The 18998-nt window shown below is 71.0% G+C and carries 15 protein-coding genes; 5 read left to right on the top strand and 10 right to left on the bottom strand.

What is annotated here, in order from left to right; translation table 11 throughout:
- Window positions 1-23: 23 nt before the first annotated feature.
- Window positions 24-1523 carry a DNA-binding protein NsdB gene (locus tag RLT59_RS37295; protein ID WP_311307492.1) on the bottom strand — a complete coding sequence of 500 codons (1500 nt, stop codon included), beginning with the start codon at window positions 1521-1523 and terminating at the stop codon, window positions 24-26.
- A 231-nt stretch (window positions 1524-1754) separates the two neighbouring features.
- Between RLT59_RS37295 and RLT59_RS37290 the strand changes: the two genes are divergently transcribed.
- The gene (locus tag RLT59_RS37290) at window positions 1755-2891 is read left to right on the top strand and encodes an aminoglycoside phosphotransferase family protein (RefSeq protein ID WP_311307491.1); all 1137 of its coding nucleotides are present in this window, start codon (window positions 1755-1757) and stop codon (window positions 2889-2891) included.
- An 89-nt stretch (window positions 2892-2980) separates the two neighbouring features.
- Here the strand turns inward: RLT59_RS37290 and RLT59_RS37285 are convergent, their stop codons facing one another.
- Complete coding sequence (locus RLT59_RS37285; protein WP_311307490.1) at window positions 2981-4318, bottom strand: N-acetylmuramoyl-L-alanine amidase; 1338 nt, start codon at window positions 4316-4318, stop codon at window positions 2981-2983.
- A gap of 296 nt (window positions 4319-4614) precedes the next feature.
- On the opposite strand from RLT59_RS37285, the gene RLT59_RS37280 reads away from it, so the two are divergent.
- Window positions 4615-6828: a terpene synthase family protein gene (locus tag RLT59_RS37280; protein ID WP_311307489.1), complete on the top strand. Its 2214-nt coding sequence runs from the start codon at window positions 4615-4617 to the stop codon at window positions 6826-6828.
- Here the strand turns inward: RLT59_RS37280 and RLT59_RS37275 are convergent.
- From RLT59_RS37275 to RLT59_RS37245, 7 genes are all read right to left on the bottom strand, one after another.
- Entirely contained in the window at window positions 6804-9044 is a 2241-nt protein-coding gene (locus RLT59_RS37275; RefSeq protein ID WP_311307991.1) for a glycoside hydrolase family 95 protein, read from the bottom strand. The two genes, RLT59_RS37280 and RLT59_RS37275, sit on opposite strands and share 25 nt — an antisense overlap.
- 226 nt (window positions 9045-9270) lie before the next feature.
- Window positions 9271-9771 carry a hypothetical protein gene (locus RLT59_RS37270; RefSeq protein ID WP_207314634.1) on the bottom strand — a complete coding sequence of 167 codons (501 nt, stop codon included), beginning with the start codon at window positions 9769-9771 and terminating at the stop codon, window positions 9271-9273.
- Window positions 9772-9860: 89 nt separating this feature from the next.
- Window positions 9861-10268 carry an ACT domain-containing protein gene (locus tag RLT59_RS37265; protein WP_311307488.1) on the bottom strand — a complete coding sequence of 136 codons (408 nt, stop codon included), beginning with the start codon at window positions 10266-10268 and terminating at the stop codon, window positions 9861-9863.
- 67 nt (window positions 10269-10335) lie between these two features.
- Window positions 10336-11502: a thiolase family protein gene (locus RLT59_RS37260; RefSeq protein ID WP_311307487.1), complete on the bottom strand. Its 1167-nt coding sequence runs from the start codon at window positions 11500-11502 to the stop codon at window positions 10336-10338.
- Window positions 11495-12547: a thiolase family protein gene (locus RLT59_RS37255; RefSeq protein ID WP_311307486.1), complete on the bottom strand. Its 1053-nt coding sequence runs from the start codon at window positions 12545-12547 to the stop codon at window positions 11495-11497. The genes RLT59_RS37260 and RLT59_RS37255 overlap by 8 nt, the downstream gene beginning before the upstream one ends.
- Window positions 12548-13498 (bottom strand): Zn-ribbon domain-containing OB-fold protein, encoded by a 951-nt coding sequence (locus RLT59_RS37250; RefSeq protein WP_311307485.1) that lies wholly within the window; start codon window positions 13496-13498, stop codon window positions 12548-12550.
- A gap of 15 nt (window positions 13499-13513) precedes the next feature.
- Window positions 13514-14314 carry a crotonase/enoyl-CoA hydratase family protein gene (locus RLT59_RS37245; protein WP_311307484.1) on the bottom strand — a complete coding sequence of 267 codons (801 nt, stop codon included), beginning with the start codon at window positions 14312-14314 and terminating at the stop codon, window positions 13514-13516.
- Window positions 14315-14480: 166 nt separating this feature from the next.
- Between RLT59_RS37245 and RLT59_RS37240 the strand changes: the two genes are divergently transcribed.
- The 3 genes from RLT59_RS37240 (at window position 14481) to RLT59_RS37230 (ending at window position 18520) form a co-directional block, all read left to right on the top strand.
- Complete coding sequence (locus RLT59_RS37240) at window positions 14481-16109, top strand: acyl-CoA synthetase (protein ID WP_311307483.1); 1629 nt, start codon at window positions 14481-14483, stop codon at window positions 16107-16109.
- A gap of 225 nt (window positions 16110-16334) precedes the next feature.
- On the top strand, window positions 16335-17408 hold the full coding sequence (locus RLT59_RS37235) for a right-handed parallel beta-helix repeat-containing protein (protein ID WP_311307482.1): 1074 nt from the start codon (window positions 16335-16337) through the stop codon (window positions 17406-17408).
- A gap of 35 nt (window positions 17409-17443) precedes the next feature.
- Window positions 17444-18520 carry a methyltransferase gene (locus tag RLT59_RS37230; RefSeq protein WP_311307481.1) on the top strand — a complete coding sequence of 359 codons (1077 nt, stop codon included), beginning with the start codon at window positions 17444-17446 and terminating at the stop codon, window positions 18518-18520.
- A gap of 73 nt (window positions 18521-18593) precedes the next feature.
- On the opposite strand, the gene RLT59_RS37225 is transcribed toward RLT59_RS37230, so the two are convergent.
- Window positions 18594-18926, bottom strand: a complete 333-nt coding sequence (locus tag RLT59_RS37225) for a TcmI family type II polyketide cyclase (RefSeq protein ID WP_311307480.1) — start codon at window positions 18924-18926, stop codon at window positions 18594-18596.
- Window positions 18927-18998: the final 72 nt, after the last annotated feature.

Genomic DNA, 18998 nt, shown 5'->3' with positions numbered 1-18998 from the left:
GGGCTCAGGGACCTGGTCCGGGGTCAGATCTCGGAGCTCCTGGTCCGCTGCTTGATGAGGGACCTCTGCGGCAGTGAACGCTCGATCTCCTCGCGCAGGTCCTCGATCTTGCCGTGGCCCGCGAACTGGCCGGTGAGCCGGTACATCTCGCGCAGCCGGTCCCAGGTGCGGTGCGAGGAGGTCTCTCCCATCGACACCAGGGCGAGCCGGGCGTAGCGGTCGGCCTGCTCGGGGTCGTCTGCGATGAAGCACGCGGAGGCGAGCGAGATGTAGTCGAAGATCTTCGACCGCTGGCGCCCGTTGACCCGCAGTTCGAGTGCTTGTTTCGCGTGCCGCTGGGCCATGACGGCCGCCGAGGGCTCGTGCTCGGCGAGGGTACGGAACGCCAGTGCCTGCATTCCGTGCAGATCCGCCTCGTCGAACATCTGCATCCAGCTGGGCGGTGGGACATCACCCTTGTCCGAGACGAAGAGCTCCTCGGCCAGGCCGAGGGTCCGCCGCATGGCCTGGCCGCGCCCCATGGACGCCTGCGCCCAGGCCTCGATGGTGTGGAGCATCGCCTGGGTGCGCGGCAGAACCATGTCGCCCGAGCCGGACTTGGCGAGCTTCATGAGGTCGAGCGCGTCGTCCGGACGGCCCAGGTGGACCATCTGGCGGGCCGCCCTGGACAGCGCCTCGCCCGCGCGGGGCCGGTCGCCGCCCTCGCGCGCCGCGTGCGCCGCGATGACGAAGTACTTCTGGGCCGTTGGTTCGAGGCCGATGTCGTGGGACATCCACCCCGCCAGTACGGCGAGGTTGGCAGCCACCCCCCAGAGGCGTCGCTGCAGATGGTCGGGGTGGCGGTAGGCCAGCATGCCGCCCACCTCGTTGAGCTGGCCCACCACGGCCTTGCGCTGGAGACCGCCGCCCCGGGAGGCGTCCCAGGCGCGGAACACCTCCACGGACCGCTCCAGCGCCTCGATCTCCTGCGAACCGATGGGCGCGGCCTCGTACCGGTCGAAACCGGCCTGGTCCGCGCGCACGGGACCGTCGGTGCGTGGGGCGTCGGCCGCCAGTACGGGGTCGGTGTGCAGCCAGTCGTGCATGGGGCCGGCGATGGTGGAGCCGGCGGCGAGCGCGGCGCCCGCGCTCACCAAGCCGCGTCGGTTGAGCATGAGGTCCATTCCCGTGAATTCGGTGAGGACCGCTGCCGTCCGCTCGGGCGCCCAGGGGAGTTGGTCGGGATTGTGTTCCGTCCCGGTCTCTCGCCGTTTCCCCACACGCCCGCGCCGGCCGAACCCGAGGTCCTCGATGGTCACGACACGGCCGAGCCGCTCGGTGAACAGGGCTGCCAGCACTTCAGGGACGGGATCGCGGGGGGACTCCCCCATGTCGATCCAGCGTCTCACCCGCGAGGTGTCGGTGGCGAGCTGGGGGTGGCCCATGGCCGCCGCCTGCCTGTTCACCATTCTCGCGAGTTCGCCCTTGGACCAGCCGGCAAGGCCGAACAGGTCCGACAGACGGGTGTTGGGTTCTCCGGTCACGTCAAGCCCCCAGGTTCTCGGCTGTGTTGACAGTAACCCCCTGTCAGATGCCCTGCGACTATTCGCCAGGGTTCGCCAGGGTCCGCCACATGGTCTGCCACCCGCGCGCCGGTGTCAGGTAGGAAAGCGCCACCCCGCCCGGCAGCCCTCGGTACTCCCCAGGGTGCCGAACGGCCGCCGGCCGGGGCGGCGCACGCAACTTGTCGGCGCACGAAGGGATCTGTCTCGCCCATGTACACAGCATCGTCCTCCGTGTCCGCCCCGCCCCGGCCGCTCCGTCCTCTCGGGTCGGGCGGCGGACCGTATCTCGACCCCCGCGCCGCTGTTCCGGCGCCCGGCATGGGTCGGGCCCGGCGTATGGCAGGGCCGGGTACCCCCTCGCTCAGCGGAAGACTGGACCTGTCGGGCCCGCAGGGCGCGCAGCTGAGGATGGCGATCGCCTCGGTGCACCGGATCTGCCCGGAGTTCAATCCGGTGCAGGTGCTGCGGCGCAGCGGCCGTTCGGTGCTGCTCGTCGGTTCGACCGGACGCGCGACCGCGGTCGCCAAGTGCTTACTGGACCACTCCCCGGCGTGGTCGGAGCGGTTCCGCCACGAAATAGCGGCATACCGGGCGTTCGTCCGGCACCGCCCGCCGGTACGGGTTCCCCGGCTCATCGCGGCGGACCCGGAGAACTGCACCCTGGTCATCGAACGGATGCCCGGCCGGGTGGCGGCGCTGACGAGGCATCCGTCGGAGGCGCCGCCGCGGGCCGATCTGCGGGCGGTGCTCGGAGCGGTCAGCCGGGTCAACGCCTGGCGGCCTCCGCCCGGTCTCTTCGAGGCCCCGCTCGACTACGCGGCACGCATCAACCGCGACCACGAGCTGGGGCTGTTCACCGATCGCGATCTGGGTGATCTGCAGAAGCTCCTGCACGGTCTGGCCCATGCCGGCGGTCGTCAGGGGATGGGGCAGTTCTGCCACGGTGACGCGCTGCTCTCCAACATCCTGCTGTCGCCCACCGGTCCGGTGCTGGTCGACTGGGAGCACGCCGGCTGGTATCTGCCGGGGTACGACCTGGCGACGCTGTGGACGGTGCTGGGCGACGCCCCGGTGGCCCGGCGCCAGATCAGCCAGCTGGCCCAGGTCGCGGGCCCGGCGGCGCGGGACGCGTTCCTCGTCAACCTGATGCTCGTGCTGACGCGGGAGATCCGTACGTACGAGACGGCCGTGCAGCGGGCCATGCGGGACACCGCGGGTCCCCGGGTCGCTCAGGACCGGCCCGGCGCCCTCTCCTCGTGCGAGGAGCAGCGTCTGCTGCTGCGCCGGCTGCACGACGACTGCGCGCTGGCCAGGCGGGCCGTACGGGCCGCGGTCGGCACTCGCTAGACCCTCCAGAGGGACGCGTTGCGGGTCCGGTGCCGACACACCGGACCCGCAACGCGCTGTGCCGCGCCCGCCGCCGGACGGGCGCGCTCTCAGTGCGCGCGGACGATGTCCACGTCGGCAGCCTTCACGAAGGCGATGCGGTGGCCGATCTGGACGGTCACGTACTTCTCCTTGCCCTTGAAGAAGGAGTGGTCCAGCGGGTACGAGGCGTCGATCGTCGGCGCGTAGAAGAAGCCGGTGGGCGCCTCGCCGCCGCCGGGGTAGGACTGGCCCGCCTTGATCGTGTACTGGAGCGGCGTGCCCACCCGCTGGTCCGCGAAGTCGGCGGGGTACTCGGACTTCTCCGGGTACGCCACGCCGTACACGGGCACCTCGGCCCTGCCGGCCTTCGGCCGCACGACATAGCCCGCGGTGGGGGTGGTGGTGCGGGTGCGGGTGCGGGCCGGGGTCTCGAACCAGGCCTTCTGGCCGTACCACCAGATCGCCGTCCAGCCGGGCGCGTGGCCGGCGACGACGGCCTGCTGGGTCGCGCTGATCTTGCTGCCCCAGTCGGCGGCGCAGTTGGTGCCGGGCGAGCCGTCGGTGTGCAGCCCCGGGTCGGAGAAGAGCGGTGCGTCGGTGGCGGACCCGGTGTGGAGCGGGACGGCGCTGGAGCCCTGGACGGGCAGATCGACGTCCTTCTCGCAGTCGCGGAACGCCTGCTTGTTGTCCTTGAACCGCGGGTTGACGGTGATGAGTTCGCTGTTCTTGCGGGCCGTCGGCACGGTGGGTCTGCCGAGCAGGGCCATGAAGCGGTTCCAGTCCCAGTAGGTGCCCGGGTCCCAGTGCATGCTCGCGGTGCCGGCGGCACTGGTGGGCGGTACCCCGTCGTGGCCGATGATGTGCTGGCGGTCGAGCGGGATGTCGTACTTGGCGGCGAGGTAGCGCACCAGTGCGGCGGTCGAGCGGTACATCTCGGGGGTGTACCACTTGGCGCCGTCTACGGCGACGCCCTCCTGCTCGATGCCGATGGAATTGGAGTTGAGGTACCAGTTCCCGGCCTGCCAGGCGACGTCCTTGTTCTTCACCATCTGGGTGACGTGGCCGTCGCCGGAGCGCACCACGTAGTGGGCGGAGGTCTGCTTCAGCGGGTTCTGGAAGATGTCCAGGGTGGTGTCGAAGTCCTCCTCCGTGTCATGGAGGACGATGAATTTGATCTTGTTGGTGTGGGGCCGGTCCGCGGTGTCGTAGTTGCCGTACGTCTCCTTGTCGGCCGGGTCTCCGGTCTGCTGGTAGGCGGCCGGGACCCAGTCGCATTCGAGGCCGCGCGGGCACTCCGGCCGCACCCCGTCCGCACCGGCCTGCGCCGTGGGACTGAGCAGCGCGAGACTCAGCGCGCCGACGGTGGTGAACGCGACCGCGAGTCCGGTCCTCTGCTTGGACGTCATGACAACCCTTCTTGGAGCTGTGCGCTTTCCGGGCTTTGCGTCGTGCGCGCACACTCTGTGACCTGAGATGAGAGGTCGTCAAGAGCGCTGGGAAAGCGGCGGGTTGAGCCAGTGGACCAGACCACTGACAGGGGGTCTGACCTGCGAAGGGCGATGGGCGACGACTTTCTGACAACATCAAGTTTTGTATGACTATTCAGGGTTGTGCGTGCCCCGAACGGCCGAAGGGTAGTGCTGCGCGGACACCACGAACCGCGTGACGCTCACGCGAAGGCTCATCGAAAGGCCGTACGCACATGGCTCAGCCCTTCACCCTGCCGGACTTCTATGTTCCATATCCGGCGCGGCTCAATCCTCATGTCGAGGAGGCCCGGCAGCACACCAAGGGGTGGGCGCGGGCCATAGGGATGCTGGAGGGGTCGGGCATCTGGGAGGAGAAGGACCTCGATTCCCACGACTACGCGCTGCTGTGCGCGTACACCCACCCCGACTGCGCGGCCGAGGTGCTGTCGCTGGTGACCGACTGGTACGTGTGGGTCTTCTTCTTCGACGACCACTTCCTGGAGCTGTTCAAGCGCACCCCGGACCGCGAGGGCGGCAAACGGTATCTGGACCGGCTGCCCGCCTTCATGCCGATGGAGCACGGCGCGCCGACGCCGGAGCCGGAGAACCCGGTGGAGGCGGGGCTGGCCGATCTGTGGGCGCGGACCGTGCCGACGATGTCCGACGGCTGGCGGACCCGGTTCGCAGAGGCGACGAAGAACCTGCTCAACGAGTCGCTGTGGGAGCTCGCGAACATCAACGAGGGCCGCATCGCGAACCCCGTCGAGTACATCGAGATGCGCCGCAAGGTGGGCGGTGCCCCGTGGTCGGCGGGTCTGGTGGAGTACGCGGCCGGTGCGGAGGTACCCGAAGCGGTCGCCGGTGAGCGGGCGTTGCGGGTGCTGCGCGACGCCTTCTCCGACGCCGTCCACCTGCGCAACGACCTCTTCTCGTACCAGCGCGAGGTCGAGGACGAGGGCGAGAACAGCAACGGCGTGCTGGTCCTTGAGCGCTTCCTGGAGTGCTCGACCCAGGAGGCCGCGGAGGCGGTGAACGACCTGCTGACGTCGCGGCTCCAGCAGTTCGAGAACACCGCCCTGACCGAGCTCGGTCCGCTCTGCTCAGAGAGGGCGCTGGATCCCGCGCAGACGGCGGCGGTCCTGGCCTACGTCAAGGGCCTCCAGGACTGGCAGTCCGGGGGCCACGAGTGGCACATGCGCTCCAGCCGCTACATGAACGGCGGAGGAGCCGAACAGGCGGCGCCCGGCTTCGGGATGGCGGCCGCGTCGATCCGGTTCACCCCCCGGTCGGAATCGGCCAGGCTGCGGAGTCACACGTATCGGCCCTACCAGCACGTCGGCCCATCCCTGCTGCCCGATTTCGACCTGCCGTTCGGTACGACGCTCAGCCCGCATCTGGAAGGTGCCCGGCTGCGGCTCGTCGACTGGTCGTCCCGGATGGGCATCCTGGAGGCGCAGCCGGGGGTGCCCGGCTCGCACATCTGGGACGAGCGGCGGCTGCTGGCGATCGACCTGCCGCTGTGCGCGGCGGGGATCCATCCCGACGCCACCCCGGACGAACTCGATCTCTCCTCGCAGTGGCTGGCCTGGGGGACCTATGGCGACGACTGGTTCCCGGTGGTGCACGGGCGGGCCCGTGACCTCGCGGGGGCGAAGGTGGCCAACGCGCGTCTGTCTCAGTTCATGCCGCTGGACGGGACGGCCGTGCCCGAGCCGGTCAACGCGCTGGAGCGCGGGCTGGCCGATCTGTGGGAGCGCACGGCGGCGCCGATGGACGGGAGCGGCCGGCGCGCCTTCCGTACCTGCATCGAGGACATGACGGCGAGCTGGGTGTGGGAGCTGGCGAACCAGGCGCAGAACCGGATTCCCGATCCGGTGGACTACGTCGAGATGCGGCGGATGACCTTCGGCTCCGATCTGACGATGAGTCTGTGCCGGCTCGGGCACGGCAGGAAGGTTCCTGCGGAGATCTACGACAGCGGCCCGCTGCGTTCCCTGGAGAACGCGGCGGCGGACTACGCCGCGCTGCTCAACGACCTCTTCTCGTACCAGAAGGAGATCGAGTACGAGGGTGAGGTGCACAACGGCGTCCTGGTGGTGCAGAACTTCTTCGGGGTGGACTACCCGACCGGGATGCGGCTCGTGTACGAGCTGATGAAGTCTCGGCTGCGGCAGTTCCTGCATGTCGCCGAGCACGAACTCCCGGTGCTGTACGACGACTTCGACCTGGATGACGAGGCACGGGAGATTCTGGCGGGGTACGTGCTGGAACTGAAGCACTGGATCGCGGGCATCCTGATCTGGCACCGGGGCTGCCGGCGCTACCGCGAGGAGGATCTGCGCCAGGGCGCGGCTGCCCCGTGGCACCTCAGCGGTCCCACGGGGCTCGGCACTTCCGCTGCCCGGGTGTCCTCGCTCCTCGGTCAGCTCTCCGGAGTCAGCGGGTAGCTCTGCCCCGCGAGCGCCCTGAAGGTCTTCGTGCCGCTCGCGAACAGGGTGCTGCTGACCGTCACCTCGCGGGTGCGGCTCGCCGTGATCACCACGCGGCGGGCCGTTCCAGAGGCCCACTCGATGTCGACGGTGAAGCCGCCCCGGGCGCGCAGTCCGCGCACCGATCCGTCCGGCCAGCCGGCCGGGAGGGCGGGGAGGATCTCGACCGTGTCGTGCTGGCTCTGCAGCAGCATTTCCGCGACGCCGGAGGCCGCGCCGAAGTTCCCGTCGATCTGGAACGGCGGGTGGTTGTCCCAGAGGTTGGGCAGGGTGGAGCTCTTCAGCTGCTCCGAGAGCATCTTGTGGGCGTGGTCGCCGTCCCGCAGCCGCGCCCAGAAGTTGATCTTCCAGGCCTTGGACCAGCCGGTGCCGCCGTCACCGCGGGCACCGAGGGAGACCTTCGCCGCCTCGGCCCACTGGCTCCCGACCTCGATCTGCCGTCCGGGGTGGAGGCCGAAGAGATGGGAGACGTGACGGTGGTCGTCGGCCGGGTCGTCCCGGTCGGTCTTCCACTCCTGGAGCTGGCCCCAGGAACCGGTCCGCAGTCCGGGGTCGAGCTGGTCGAGGGCCGCCTCCAGCCTGCCCCGGAAGGCCGCGTCGTCGCCCAGGGTGCGGGCGGCCTCCAGAGTGCTGGTCAGGAGGTCGTGGACGATCTGCTGGGACATCGCGGCCCCGGCGGTGAAGTCCCCGTGCTCGGGCGAGTAGCTCGGGGTCACGACGAGCAGCCCGTCACGGGGGTCGGTGCGCAGGCTGTCCAGCCAGAATTCCGCGGCCTCCTCCATCGCCGGGTAGGCGGTGGCGCGCAGATAGTCGGTGGAACCGTTGAACCGGTAGTGCTCGTACATCTGCTGGGTGAGCCAGGCGGCGGCCTCGGGGAACCAGAACGAGGTCGAGTAGTCGTGGACGCCGGTGAAGCCGTAGGGGTTGGTCTCGTTGTGCACGACCCAGCCGGCGCTCCCGAACATCTCCTTAGCCGTCCGGCGGCCCGGCTCGCGCATGGCCTCGACGTAACGGTCGTAGGGCGCGGTGGTCTCCGCGAGGTTGGTGGCCTCGGCGAGCCAGTAGTTCATCTGGAGGTTGATGTTGGTGTGGTAGTCGGCGGACCAGGGCGGGGTGGTGGAGTTGTTCCACACGCCCTGGAGGTTGGCGGGCAGTGAGCCCTCGCGCGAGGAGGCGATCAGCAGGTAGCGCCCGTACTGGAAGAACAGCACCTCCAGGGCCCGGTCGGCCGGGGTGGCACCTCCGGTGTATCCGCTGAGCAGCTGGTCGGTGGGCAGGTCCGGGTCGGGCAGTTGCTGGCCGACGTCGAGTGCCACCCGGTCGAAGAGGGCGCGGTGGTCGGCCGTGTGGGCGTCGCGGACCTGCTCGTACGTGGCACCGGCCGCGGCGTCGACGGCGGCGGTGCCCCTGTCGTGCGGGTCCGCGCCCCGGTAGTCCGGGTAGGTGTCCGCGTAGTCGGTCCCGGCGGCGAGGAAGAACCAGGCGCTGTCGGCGCCGGTGACGGTGAGGCTGCCGTCGGCGCCGGCGGTGACGGTGCCGCCCTCCGTGCGGACCCGGATCTGTGCTTCGAAGCGGAGCCCGTTGTCCTGGAGCGCTCCGCGTACGGTGAGCCGGTCGCCGGTGGCGACCGCGGTGAAGTCGGCGCGCGGCGAGGTGTAGCGCAGCGTGAGGGTCACCTGTCCCGGCCGGTCCGCCGTGAACCGTCCGCCGATGACCGCCCCCGGGTACGAGGCGAAGTACTCCCTGGTGTGGGCGGCCCCGTCCCGGGAGTAGCCGACGGTCGCGAGTGCGTTGCGCAGGTCGAGGGCGCGGCGGTAGGAGGCGTCGGGGGCGGCCGGGGCGCCCGGCACGTCGATCAGGAGGTCCCCGAAGACCTGGTAGGCGCCGTAGCCTCGGCGCGACTGGCCGAGTTCGGCGGCCACCGCGTCGGGGCCGAGGGCGCCCTCGGTGTCGAGGCGTTGCCGGACGGCGTCAAGGGTGCCGGGTCTGGGGGCGGTCCAGTTCCCGAAGTCGTATCCGTCGGCCGAGCCGGGCCCGCCCGACCACAGGGTCTTCTCGTTGAAGGTGAGGCGTTCGGTGGCGAGCGTGCCGTGGACGCTCGCGCCGAGGGCGCCGCCCCCGATCGGCAGGGATTCGCTCTCCCAGTCGGCGGCCGGGGCGCGGTAGTGGAGCACCGGGTTCGGCAGCTCCCTCGCGTCTCTCACCTTCATCGATTCATCGGAGGTACCGGCGGCGGCCGCCGTACCGGACAAGCCCGGAACTCCCAGTGCCAGAGCTCCAGTTGCGCCGATCGCAGTCTTCATGGTGGTGCGTCGCGTCATCCCGGATGTCATGCCGAACGACGGTAGAGGTCCGATGACTACTTAGACAAGACGAATGACAAAGTCGCCTCTGTGCGGCTCAGCCCTGCTGGAAGAGTTCTGCGGGCAGCGGCTTCAGAAGCGTGTAGAGGTCATCGGTGATCGGACGGTCCCAGCTGGCGATCGTGACGAGCACCCCGTCGCTGCGGTCGAACTGGACGCAGGCGATCCGGCTCTCGGAGAGCTTGACGCGGCGGACGATCAGCAGGTTGTCGCCCTGCATCACGGGCATGTCCTCGGTTGCGGTGACCTCGACCGGCTCGTCGTTCTCCAGCGCGAGCAGCAGCTGGGCCACCTCGAAGGGGACCTGCCCCTCCTCGGTCTCACGGGCGGGCGAGCCCTCCGGGAGGTTACCGATGATCATCGCGGGGCCGCGGCCGCCGAACAGGTCGTAGCGGAGGAAGACGCCCTGACAGCTCCCGTCGGGGGCGGGCAGCAGACCGGCGCCGAGGTTTCCGGGCCAGTCCCCGGGGTCCATGGCCAGGACGTCGAAGTCGGGGCCCGCGGGTGTGGCGGCGCTACGGCGGCGGAGGAAGGACATACGGACATGTTACGTGGCCGGGCTCACGTCGCGGAGCCCGGTCCCGCAGGGGCCCGGACGGCAACGGAGGGCATCCGTCCGGCATCCGGTCACCCCGCGGCCGACTCCGCCGCCAGCCTCTCCAGTACGAGGACGGCCTCCGCGGCGCGGTCGTGCGGCACGAAGAGGTGGTCGTGGTGGAATCCGGCCACCACGTTGCAGCTGATCCCGGCGTCGGTGAGGGCGAGGGAGACCGCGGCGGTCAGCCCGACGGCGTCCAGCGCCGAGTGCACCCGGAGCGTGATCCAGCCGGCGGGGTAGGAGTGGCTCAGCCCCGCCGCCACGGCCTCCGGCTCCGGCAGCACCAGCGTGAGCCCCTCGGTCTCACCGACCGTGACGACAGGAGAGGCCCCGGCGGGCACCACTCCGTCGGGCACGGTCGCGAAGACGTACCGGCCGGGGTGCAGCTCCGGGCGCAGGTCGCTCAGCAGGGTTCGAAGGTCGCTCTCAGCGGTCACATCCGCCAGGCTACCCACGGTGACCCCGGGCGGACCGCAGGTGGCGGCCGCCCGGGACCCGGCGTGGTCAGCGCGTGGGCGGTTCCGCGCCGACCAGCCACATCGAGAAGAACTGCGCCCCGCCCCCGTAGGCGTGGCCGAGCGCCCGGCGGGCCCCGTCCACCTGGTGCTCCCCCGCGCCTCCGCGCACCTGGAGGGCCGCCTCCGCGAAGCGGATCATGCCGGAGGCGCCGATGGGATTGGTGGAGAGCACTCCGCCCGAGGGGTTCACCGGCAGGTCGCCGTCGAGTTCGGTGACCCCGGCCTCGGTCAGCTTCCACCCCTCGCCCTCGTCCGCGAAGCCGAGGTTCTCCAGCCACATCGGCTCGTACCAGGAGAACGGGACGTACATCTCGACGGCGTCGATCTCCCGGCGCGGGTCGCTGATCCCGGCCTGCCGGTAGACGTCGGCGGCGCAGTCCTTGCCGGCCTGCGGCGAGACGAAGTCCTTGCCGGCGAAGAGGGTCGGTTCGCTGCGCATCGCACCGCCGTGCACCCACGCGGGCGGCTGCGGTGACCGCTCCGCGCCGGCCCGGTCGGTGAGGATCATCGCGCAGGCCCCGTCGGAGGACGGGCAGGTCTCCGAGTAGCGGATGGGGTCCCAGAGCATCGGTGCGGACTGGACCTTCTCCAGGGTGATGTCCGGGTCGTGGATGTGCGCGTACGGGTTCTTCAGCGCGTTGCGCCGGTCCTTGTAGGCCACCAGCGAGCCGACGGTGTCGGGCGCTCCGGTCCGGCGCATGTAGGCGCGCACGTGCGGGGCGAAGAAGCCGCCCGCACCGGCCAGCAGGGGCTGCTGGAACGGGATGGGCAGCGAGAGGCCCCACATCGCGTTGGACTCCGACTGCTTCTCGAAGGCGAGGGTGAGGACGGTGCGGTGCACCCGGGCGGCGACCAGGTTCGCGGCGACGAGCGCCGTCGAACCGCCGACCGAGCCGGCGGTGTGGACCCGGAGCATGGGTTTGCCGACCGCGCCGAGGGCGTCGGCCAGGTACAGCTCCGGCATCATCACGCCCTCGAAGAAGTCGGGGGCCTTTCCGATGACCACGGCGTCGATGTCCGCCCAGGTCAGCGCGGCGTCCTTCAGGGCGGCGACAGCGGCCTCGCGGACGAGTCCGGCGAGCGAGACGTCGTGGCGGGCCGCGACGTGCTTGGTCTGGCCGACGCCGACGACGGCCACGGGCTCCTTAGGCATGGGTGCTCTCCCCTTCGAGGACGGCGACCAGGTTCTGCTGGAGGCAGGGGCCGGACGTGGCGTGGGCGACCGCCCGGTCCGACTCGCCGCGGTGGATGCGGGCGGCGGCCTCTCCGAGGCGGATCAGCCCGGCGGCCATCACCGGGTTGGCGGCGAGCGCGCCTCCGGACGGGTTGACGCTGACCTCGTCGCCGAGGCCGAGCGCCTTGCGCAGCACCACTTCCTGGGAGCTGAACGGGGCGTGCAGCTCCGCGGTGTCGACGGGCCGTTCGAAGACCCCGGCCCGTTCGGCGGCGAGCCGGGTCGACGGTGACTCGGTCAGCTCGCGCACTCCGAGGCCGTGGGCCTCGATGCGGTGGTCGATGCCCCGGATCCAGGCGGGCCGCGCGCACAGCGCCCGCGCGGTGTCGCCCGCGGCGAGGATCACGGCGGCGGCGCCGTCACCGATGGGCGGGCAGTCGCCGGTGCGCAGCGGCCGTACGAGGTAGTCGCCGGCCGGCACGTCTCCGGCGAGCTGGGCGTGCGGGTTGTCGGAGGCCGCCGCGCGGCTGCGGGTGGCGATGGCCGTGAGCGCGCTCTCGTCGGTGTCGCCCGCGTCGATGAGGGCCTGGGCCTGGAGGGCGGCGAGTGCGACGGAGTCGGGCCACAGCGGGGCGGTGTAGTAGGGGTCGAGCTGGCGGGTGAGCACGTCGCGCACCTGGCCGGGCGAGGACTTTCCGTACGCGTAGACGAGTGCGGTGTCGGCCTCGCCGGTCTGGATCTTCACCCAGGCCTCGTACAGGGCCCAGGCCCCGTCCATCTCCACGTGGGACTCGGAGATCGGCGGGTGCGCGCCGACGCCGTCGAGCGCCATGGTGAAGGAGAAGGCGCGGCCCGCGAGGTAGTCGCTGGAGCCGGAGCAGGTGAAGTCGATGCCGCTGGTCCGCAGGCCGGTCGCGTCGAGGACCTGGTGCAGGACGGGCATCAGCATCTCGACTTCGGAGAGTTCGTCGGTGCGGCGCAGATGGCCGGTCTGCGCGAAGGCGACGATCGCTACGTCCCGCATCTAGACCAGCTCCTTGTACGTGTCGTAGTCGGCGTCCGGTTCTCCGGTCGGCCGGTAGTGGTCGGGGTGGCGGCTTCCCTCTGTCCATACGGGCTCGACGCGCAGGCCCATCCGCACCTGGTCGTACGGGATGCCGCCGATCCGTGCGTGCAGGGCGAGGTCGGCGCCGTCCAGGGCGATGTGCGCGTAGACGTAGGGGACTTCGATGTCGAGGTTCTTGGCCTTGATGTTGACGACGCAGTAGGTGGTGACCGTGCCGCGCGGTCCGACCTCGACCCGTTCGTCGGTGGCGACGCCGCAGGTGGGGCAGGCACCGCGCGGTGGTACGTACACCTTGCGGCAGGACGGGCAGCGTTCGCCGACGACGCGTCGGTCCGCCAGCGCTTCGAGGTAGGCGCTCTGGGCGCGGCCCGGACTGTAGGTGTAGTCGAGCCGGGCGGGGGTGACGATGCCGGTGACGGGATCGCTGAACTCGCCGTCGTGCGCCGCTGGTTCGCCTGGTTCGCCGGGTTCGCTCCCGTACGGCTCGAAGCAGGCGATGTCCGTGATGGCTCCGGTGCGGTCCCGCGCCCAGCGGACGCGGACGCGCATGCCGGTGCGGACAACTTCGGGCCCGGGTGCGTCCAGTACGTGCAGGAGCGCGGTGTCGGCTCCGTCGAGCCGTACGAGCACCCAGGCGAAGGGGGTGTCCAGGGGCTGGTCGCGGCGGGGTTGCGGGTTCCAGGCCCAGGTGGTGACCGTACCGGTGGCGGCGACCTCGACCAGGTCGTGGATCTCCTCCGCGGTGACGGGGTCGTACTCGACGGGCGGGACAAGGACCTTGCCGTCGCCGGTCCGCACGCCGAGCACGGTGCGTTCGCGCAGTCCGGTGAGGAAGGCGCTCTGGACCGGGCCGAGGGAGCGGGTGAAGGGGAATTCGACCACCAGCGGTGCGCTGAGGATGTCGGGCACGGGTGCTCCTATGGGTCAGGCGCGTCGGTAGACCGGCGGGCGCTTCTCGGCGAAGGCGCGGGCGCCCTCCTTGGCATCGGCGGTGGCGAAGACCGGCCGGCCGCGCTTGAGTTCGGCGGCGAGGCCGTCGGTCTCGGTCATCTCGGCGGTCTCGTACACCGATGCCTTGACCTCCTCGACGGCGAGCGGGCCGCAGGCGTTGATCTGCTCGGCGACCGCGAGGGCCGCCTCCAGCGCGGTTCCGTCGGGGACGACCCGGCCGATCAGACCGATCCGGGCCGCTTCCGCGGCGTCGTACGGGCGGCCGGTGAGGAGCATTTCGAGGGCGTGGGTCCGGGCGATCTGGCGGGGCAGCCGGACGGTGGAGCCGCCGATGGGGAAGAGGCCGCGTCTGACCTCGAAGAGGCCGAAGGTGGCGCCCTCCCCCGCGATGCGGATGTCGGTGCCCTGGAGGATCTCGGTGCCGCCCGCCACGCAGTGGCCCTCGACCGCGGCGATGACCGGTTTGCGTGGGCGGTGGTGGCGCAGCATGGCCTTCCAGTGCAGGTCGGGGTCGGCCTTCATCCGGTCCCGGTAGCTCTCGCCGTCCATGCCGTCGCCCGCGAGGGCCTTGAGGTCCATGCCGGCGCAGAAGCAGCCGCCGGAGCCGGTGAGGACGACGGAGCGGATCCCGTCGTCCGCGTCGACGGCCAGCCAGCCGTCGTACAGGCCGACCAGCATCGGCAGCGAGAGCGCGTTCTTGGCTTCCGGCCTGTTCAGCGTGAGCACCAGTGTGGCGCCTTCGCGCTGCACGGTGAGGTGTTCCGTACCGCCCATGGTCTGTCTCCCGTCGTAAGGCTAGAACAGGTTGCAGTAGTCGGGGAGGCAGTTCAATAGTTTTCTGACAGTCAGTCAGTTTTCTTCGCCTGGCCCCCTTCCCACTTGTGCCGGTCGGCGCTCTAATGACCGCCGGGCCACTCAGCAACCGGGGTCAGGAGGAACGGTGGAGTACAACCTTGCCGACCTGTTCGAATCGGTCGTCGACGCTGCCCCGGAACGCGAGGCGCTCGTCTACCTCGACCATCCCGGGACCGGCGCCGAGCGCAGGCTCACCTACGCGGAGCTGGACGCCGCGGCCAACCGCGTCGCCCATCATCTGATCGAGGCCGGCATCGCTCCCGGCGAGCACCTGGGGCTGCATCTGTACAACGGGGTCGAGTACCTCCAGACGGTGCTGGCCTGCCTGAAGGCGCGCATCGTCCCGGTCAACGTCAACTACCGCTACGTGGAGGAGGAGCTGGTCTACCTCTACCGGGACGCGGACCTGGCGGCGCTCGTCTTCGACGCCGAGTTCGACGAGCGGGTGGCCGCCGCCGCGCCGCAGGCCCCGAAGCTCCGCCATCTCGTCCGGGTGGGAACGCCCCCGGAAGGGGCGCCCGGTCCGGACGCCGTGGCGTTCGCGGCGGCCGAGGCCGCCGGGGATCCGGGCCGCGGCTTCGCCCCCCGCTCGCCCGACGACCAGTTCATCATCTACACGGGCGGCACCACGGGCATGCCCAAGGGTGTGATGTGGCGTCAGGAGGACCTCTTCTTCTCCGGCCTCGGCGGCGGCGCACCGACCGGCGAGGCGGTGAAGACCCCGCAGGAGCTGGCCGAGCGGGTCGCGGCGGGCGGGGACGGCATCACCTTCTTCCCCACTCCCCCGCTGATGCACGGCACCTCGACGCTCACGGCGTTCATCGGCTTCAACTTCGGGCAGCGGGTCGTGCTGCACCGCAAGTTCGTGCCGCACGAGGTGCTCCGCACGATCGAGCGGGAGAAGGTCACCAGCGTGTCGCTGGTCGGCGACGCGATGCTGCGGCCGCTGATCGACGCGCTCAAGGGGCCGCTGAAGGGCACCGACTGCTCATCGATGTTCTCCGTCTCCAGCTCGGGCGCCGTGATGTCCGACTCGGTACGGGCGGAGTTCCAGGCGCTGGTGCCCACGGTGATGCTGCTCAACAACTTCGGCTCGTCCGAATCCGGATTCAACGGCACCGCGACGGCCGACTCAGGGCCGGAGAACGGCTTCCGGCTGCGGATGAACTCCCGTACGGCGGTGGTCGACCCGGCGACGTACGAGCCGGTCTCCCCCGGCGAGCCGGGACGGATCGCGCAGCGCGGCCATGTGCCGCTCGGCTACTACAACGACCCCCGCAAGACCGCAGAGACGTTCTTCCGCAAGGGCGAGGAGCGGTGGGTGCTGCTCGGCGACATGGCGACGGTCGACGCCGAGGGCATCGTGACCGTGCTGGGCCGGGGTTCGCAGTGCATCAACACCGGCGGCGAGAAGGTGTATCCGGAGGAGGTCGAGCAGGCCCTCAAGGCGCATCCGGACGTGTACGACGCGCTGGTCGCGGGCGCGCCGGACGAGCGCTGGGGCAGCCAGGTCGCCGCCGTGGTGCAGCTGCGCGAGGGCGCTCGTGCCCCCTCGCTCGACGACGTCCAGGCGCACTGCCGGACCCGGCTGGCCGGCTACAAGATCCCCCGGCACCTGGTGATCGCCCCGCAGATCCGGCGCTCCCCCAGCGGCAAGGCGGACTACCGGTGGGCCCGCTCGGTCGTCGCTCCGGCCGGCCCGGCCGACGGCTGAGAAGCCCGGCCGACGGCTGAGAAGCCCGCCCGGACGACGGCTGGGACGGGCGTGGCGGGCAGCCGGGACGGGCGTGGCGGGCGGCGCCGATATCACCCGAGTGCGCGGCCCCGCGTCCGTCGCGGACGGGGGGCGCGGGGCGTGGCGTAAGCCATTCGGGCACGTCCGGTACCCAACCGCTCACCCTGCGTGGCATCGGGGGGTGATCGCCCATAGCTTCGGCTCATGAGGAAACGACACTTCACATCCCTCGTGAGCATCGCAGCCGTCTCGGCCGCCGGACTGGGCGCGGCCGTTCCGTCCGCCTCGGCCGCTGCGGCGGGCGACCGTGTGGTGTATCCGGGCCAGTCGATCCAGGCGGCCGTGGACGCCGCACGGACCGGTGACACCATCGTCGTCCGGCCCGGCACCTATCGCGAGAGCGTGCTCATCAGCACACCGGGCCTGACCCTGCGCGGCTCCGGGGACCGTACGGTCATCGTGCCGGACACCGGCCGCGCGCAGCCGGACAACGCCTGTGCGAAGGCCGGCAACGGCGTCTGCGTCCTGGGCACGGCCCAGCACACCGTGGACCACGTGTCCGTCCGGTCCCTCGCGGTCACCGGGTTCGCCAAGAACGGCGTCTGGGCCTCCTGGACGGACGGGCTGGAGGTCCGCGACGTGACCGCCGGCTCCAACGGCACCTGGGGCATCGCCCAGCAGCGCTCCACCCGCTCCGACATCCGGGACAACACCGCCCGCGCCAACGGCGACGCGGGCATCTTCGTCGCCAACAGCGTCGACGAGGAGGGCGGCGCCACGGACACCCTCGGCACCCGGGTCCGGGGCAACACGCTGACCGACAACCGGATCGGGTTCACCGCACGCCGCGTGCGGAACCTGCTCGTCGACGACAACACCCTCACCGCCAACTGCACCGGGGTGTTCGTCGTGGGCGACGAGGGAACACCGAAGGCCGGCGCCATGACCATCCGGTCCAACCGGATCACCGGGAACAACAAGTTCTGCGACGCCACCGACCGGCTGCCCGCCCTCCAGGGCTCCGGCATCGTCCTCACCGGCACCGAGACGACCCAGGTGCGCTCCAACCTGGTCCGGGACAACGTGGGCGCCACCCCGCTCTCGGGCGGCGTCGTGCTGTTCAAGAGCTTCGTCGGAGCGAAGAACACCGACACCACCATCACCGGCAACGTGGTCACGGGCAACCGGCCGGCCGACCTGGCCAACGAGGACACCGGCACGGGCAACGACTTCACCGGCAACGTCTGCACGACGTCCGCACCGGCCGGAATGTGCTGACCGGTGCGCCCCCGTACGAGGAGAAGCGAGAGCGCATGACCACCGTGAGTACCACCCCCACCACCCCCGCCACCGCACCCGGACCGCCCGTCACCGCGGCCGCACCGCAGTCGGCGATGCGGCTGCGCGAGATCGTGTTCGGCGCCGCCTGCGCCGCCGCCGTGCGTGCCGCGTGCCGGCTCGGTGTCGCGGACGCGCTGGGCGAGACACCCGCCACCGCGGCGGAGCTGGCCGCGGCGGTGAAGACCGAACCGGTACCGATGGAGCGGCTGCTGCGCGCCCTGTCCTGCTACGGCGTCTTCACCGAGACTCCGGACGGCGCGTTCGCCCACACCGAGATGTCGCGGCTGCTGCGCGAGGACGACCCGCACAGCCTCCGGTACATCTCCCTCTGGTGCACCGAGCCCTGGACCTGGGACGTCTGGCCCCGGCTGGACGACGCGGTGCGCTCCGGCCGCAATGTCTTCGAGGACGTGCACGGCAAGGAGTTCTTCGACTACCTCCACCAGGACGCGCACGAGTCGGCCCAGGTCTTCAACCGGGCCATGACCACGTCCAGCGTGCAGTCCGCGCTGGACGTCGCCGCGCTCCTCGACCTCACCGGGGTGTCCGTGGTCGCCGACATCGGCGGCGGTCAGGGGCACGTACTGGCGAGCCTGCTGGAGAAGCACCCCTCGGTGAGCGGCACCCTGATGGACCTGCCGGGTGTGGTGGCGCGGGCCGACGAACGGCTGCGGGACGGCGGCCCGCTCGCCGGCCGGGCCGCCATCGTGGCCGGGGACTGCCGCGAGGGCATCCCGGTGGCGGCCGATCTCTACATCATCAAGAACATCCTGGAGTGGGACGACGACAGCACCCGCCGCGCGTTGCGCAGCGTCGTCGCGGCGGCCCGTCCGGGGGCCCGCGTCGTCGTCATCGAGAACCTCGTCGACGACACCCCCTCGATGCGGTTCACCACCGCCATGGACCTGCTGCTCCTGCTGAACGTCGGCGGCGCCAAGCACACCCGGCAGAGTCTGGTGGACCGGCTGTCGGAGGCCGGGCTGCTCATCGGTGAGATCCGGCAGGTCAACCCCTACCTCCACGCGTTCGAATGCGTGGTCCCGGACTGACCCGTCCGCTCCGGGCAGCACGCGGATCGCCCCGGGCCCGGCCGAGAGGCCGGGCCCGGGGCGATCGTCGTCGTCAGGCGGAGGCGTCGCGCTCCCAGCGGTAGAACTCCTGGGCCATCGCGTCCTTCGGGCCCCGCCAGGTCTGCGGGTCGTACGGGCTGATGAAGGCGGTCAGCCGGTCGCTGAGCCCCTTGAACTCCGGGTGCTCGGTCACCTTGGCGATCTCCGGACCGGGCGGCCGCTCGGACTCGATCATGTGCAGGTAGACGTCGCCGAACTGGAAGAGCTTGCGCCGGGTGACGCCGACCAGATGCGGCAGCTCGCTGCTGTCGGAGGCGGCGAACAGTTCTGCGATGTCCGGCGCCGACTCCGGTGCCATCCGGGCGACGATCAGTGCGTGGTGCATCGGGTGGTGCCTTTCTGATACCCGGTCCGGCCACCCGGCACGGGGGCCGGGTGGCCGGACCGTCGGCGGACG

It is taken from the genome of Streptomyces sp. ITFR-6 (genome assembly GCF_031844725.1).
GTDB lineage: Bacteria > Actinomycetota > Actinomycetes > Streptomycetales > Streptomycetaceae > Streptomyces.
This window is presented reverse-complemented; position numbering and strand designations above follow the sequence as displayed.

What these genes read in the sequence shown, in the direction of transcription:
- RLT59_RS37290 (WP_311307491.1), top strand. Translation starts at nt 1,755, where the DNA reads ATGTACACAGCATCGTCCTCCGTGTCCGCCCCGCCCCGGCCGCTCCGT.
- RLT59_RS37285 (WP_311307490.1), bottom strand. Translation starts at nt 4,318, where the DNA reads ATGACGTCCAAGCAGAGGACCGGACTCGCGGTCGCGTTCACCACCGTC.
- RLT59_RS37280 (WP_311307489.1), top strand. Translation starts at nt 4,615, where the DNA reads ATGGCTCAGCCCTTCACCCTGCCGGACTTCTATGTTCCATATCCGGCG.
- RLT59_RS37270 (WP_207314634.1), bottom strand. Translation starts at nt 9,771, where the DNA reads ATGTCCTTCCTCCGCCGCCGTAGCGCCGCCACACCCGCGGGCCCCGAC.
- RLT59_RS37260 (WP_311307487.1), bottom strand. Translation starts at nt 11,502, where the DNA reads ATGCCTAAGGAGCCCGTGGCCGTCGTCGGCGTCGGCCAGACCAAGCAC.
- RLT59_RS37255 (WP_311307486.1), bottom strand. Translation starts at nt 12,547, where the DNA reads ATGCGGGACGTAGCGATCGTCGCCTTCGCGCAGACCGGCCATCTGCGC.
- RLT59_RS37245 (WP_311307484.1), bottom strand. Translation starts at nt 14,314, where the DNA reads ATGGGCGGTACGGAACACCTCACCGTGCAGCGCGAAGGCGCCACACTG.
- RLT59_RS37235 (WP_311307482.1), top strand. Translation starts at nt 16,335, where the DNA reads ATGAGGAAACGACACTTCACATCCCTCGTGAGCATCGCAGCCGTCTCG.
- RLT59_RS37230 (WP_311307481.1), top strand. Translation starts at nt 17,444, where the DNA reads ATGACCACCGTGAGTACCACCCCCACCACCCCCGCCACCGCACCCGGA.
- RLT59_RS37225 (WP_311307480.1), bottom strand. Translation starts at nt 18,926, where the DNA reads ATGCACCACGCACTGATCGTCGCCCGGATGGCACCGGAGTCGGCGCCG.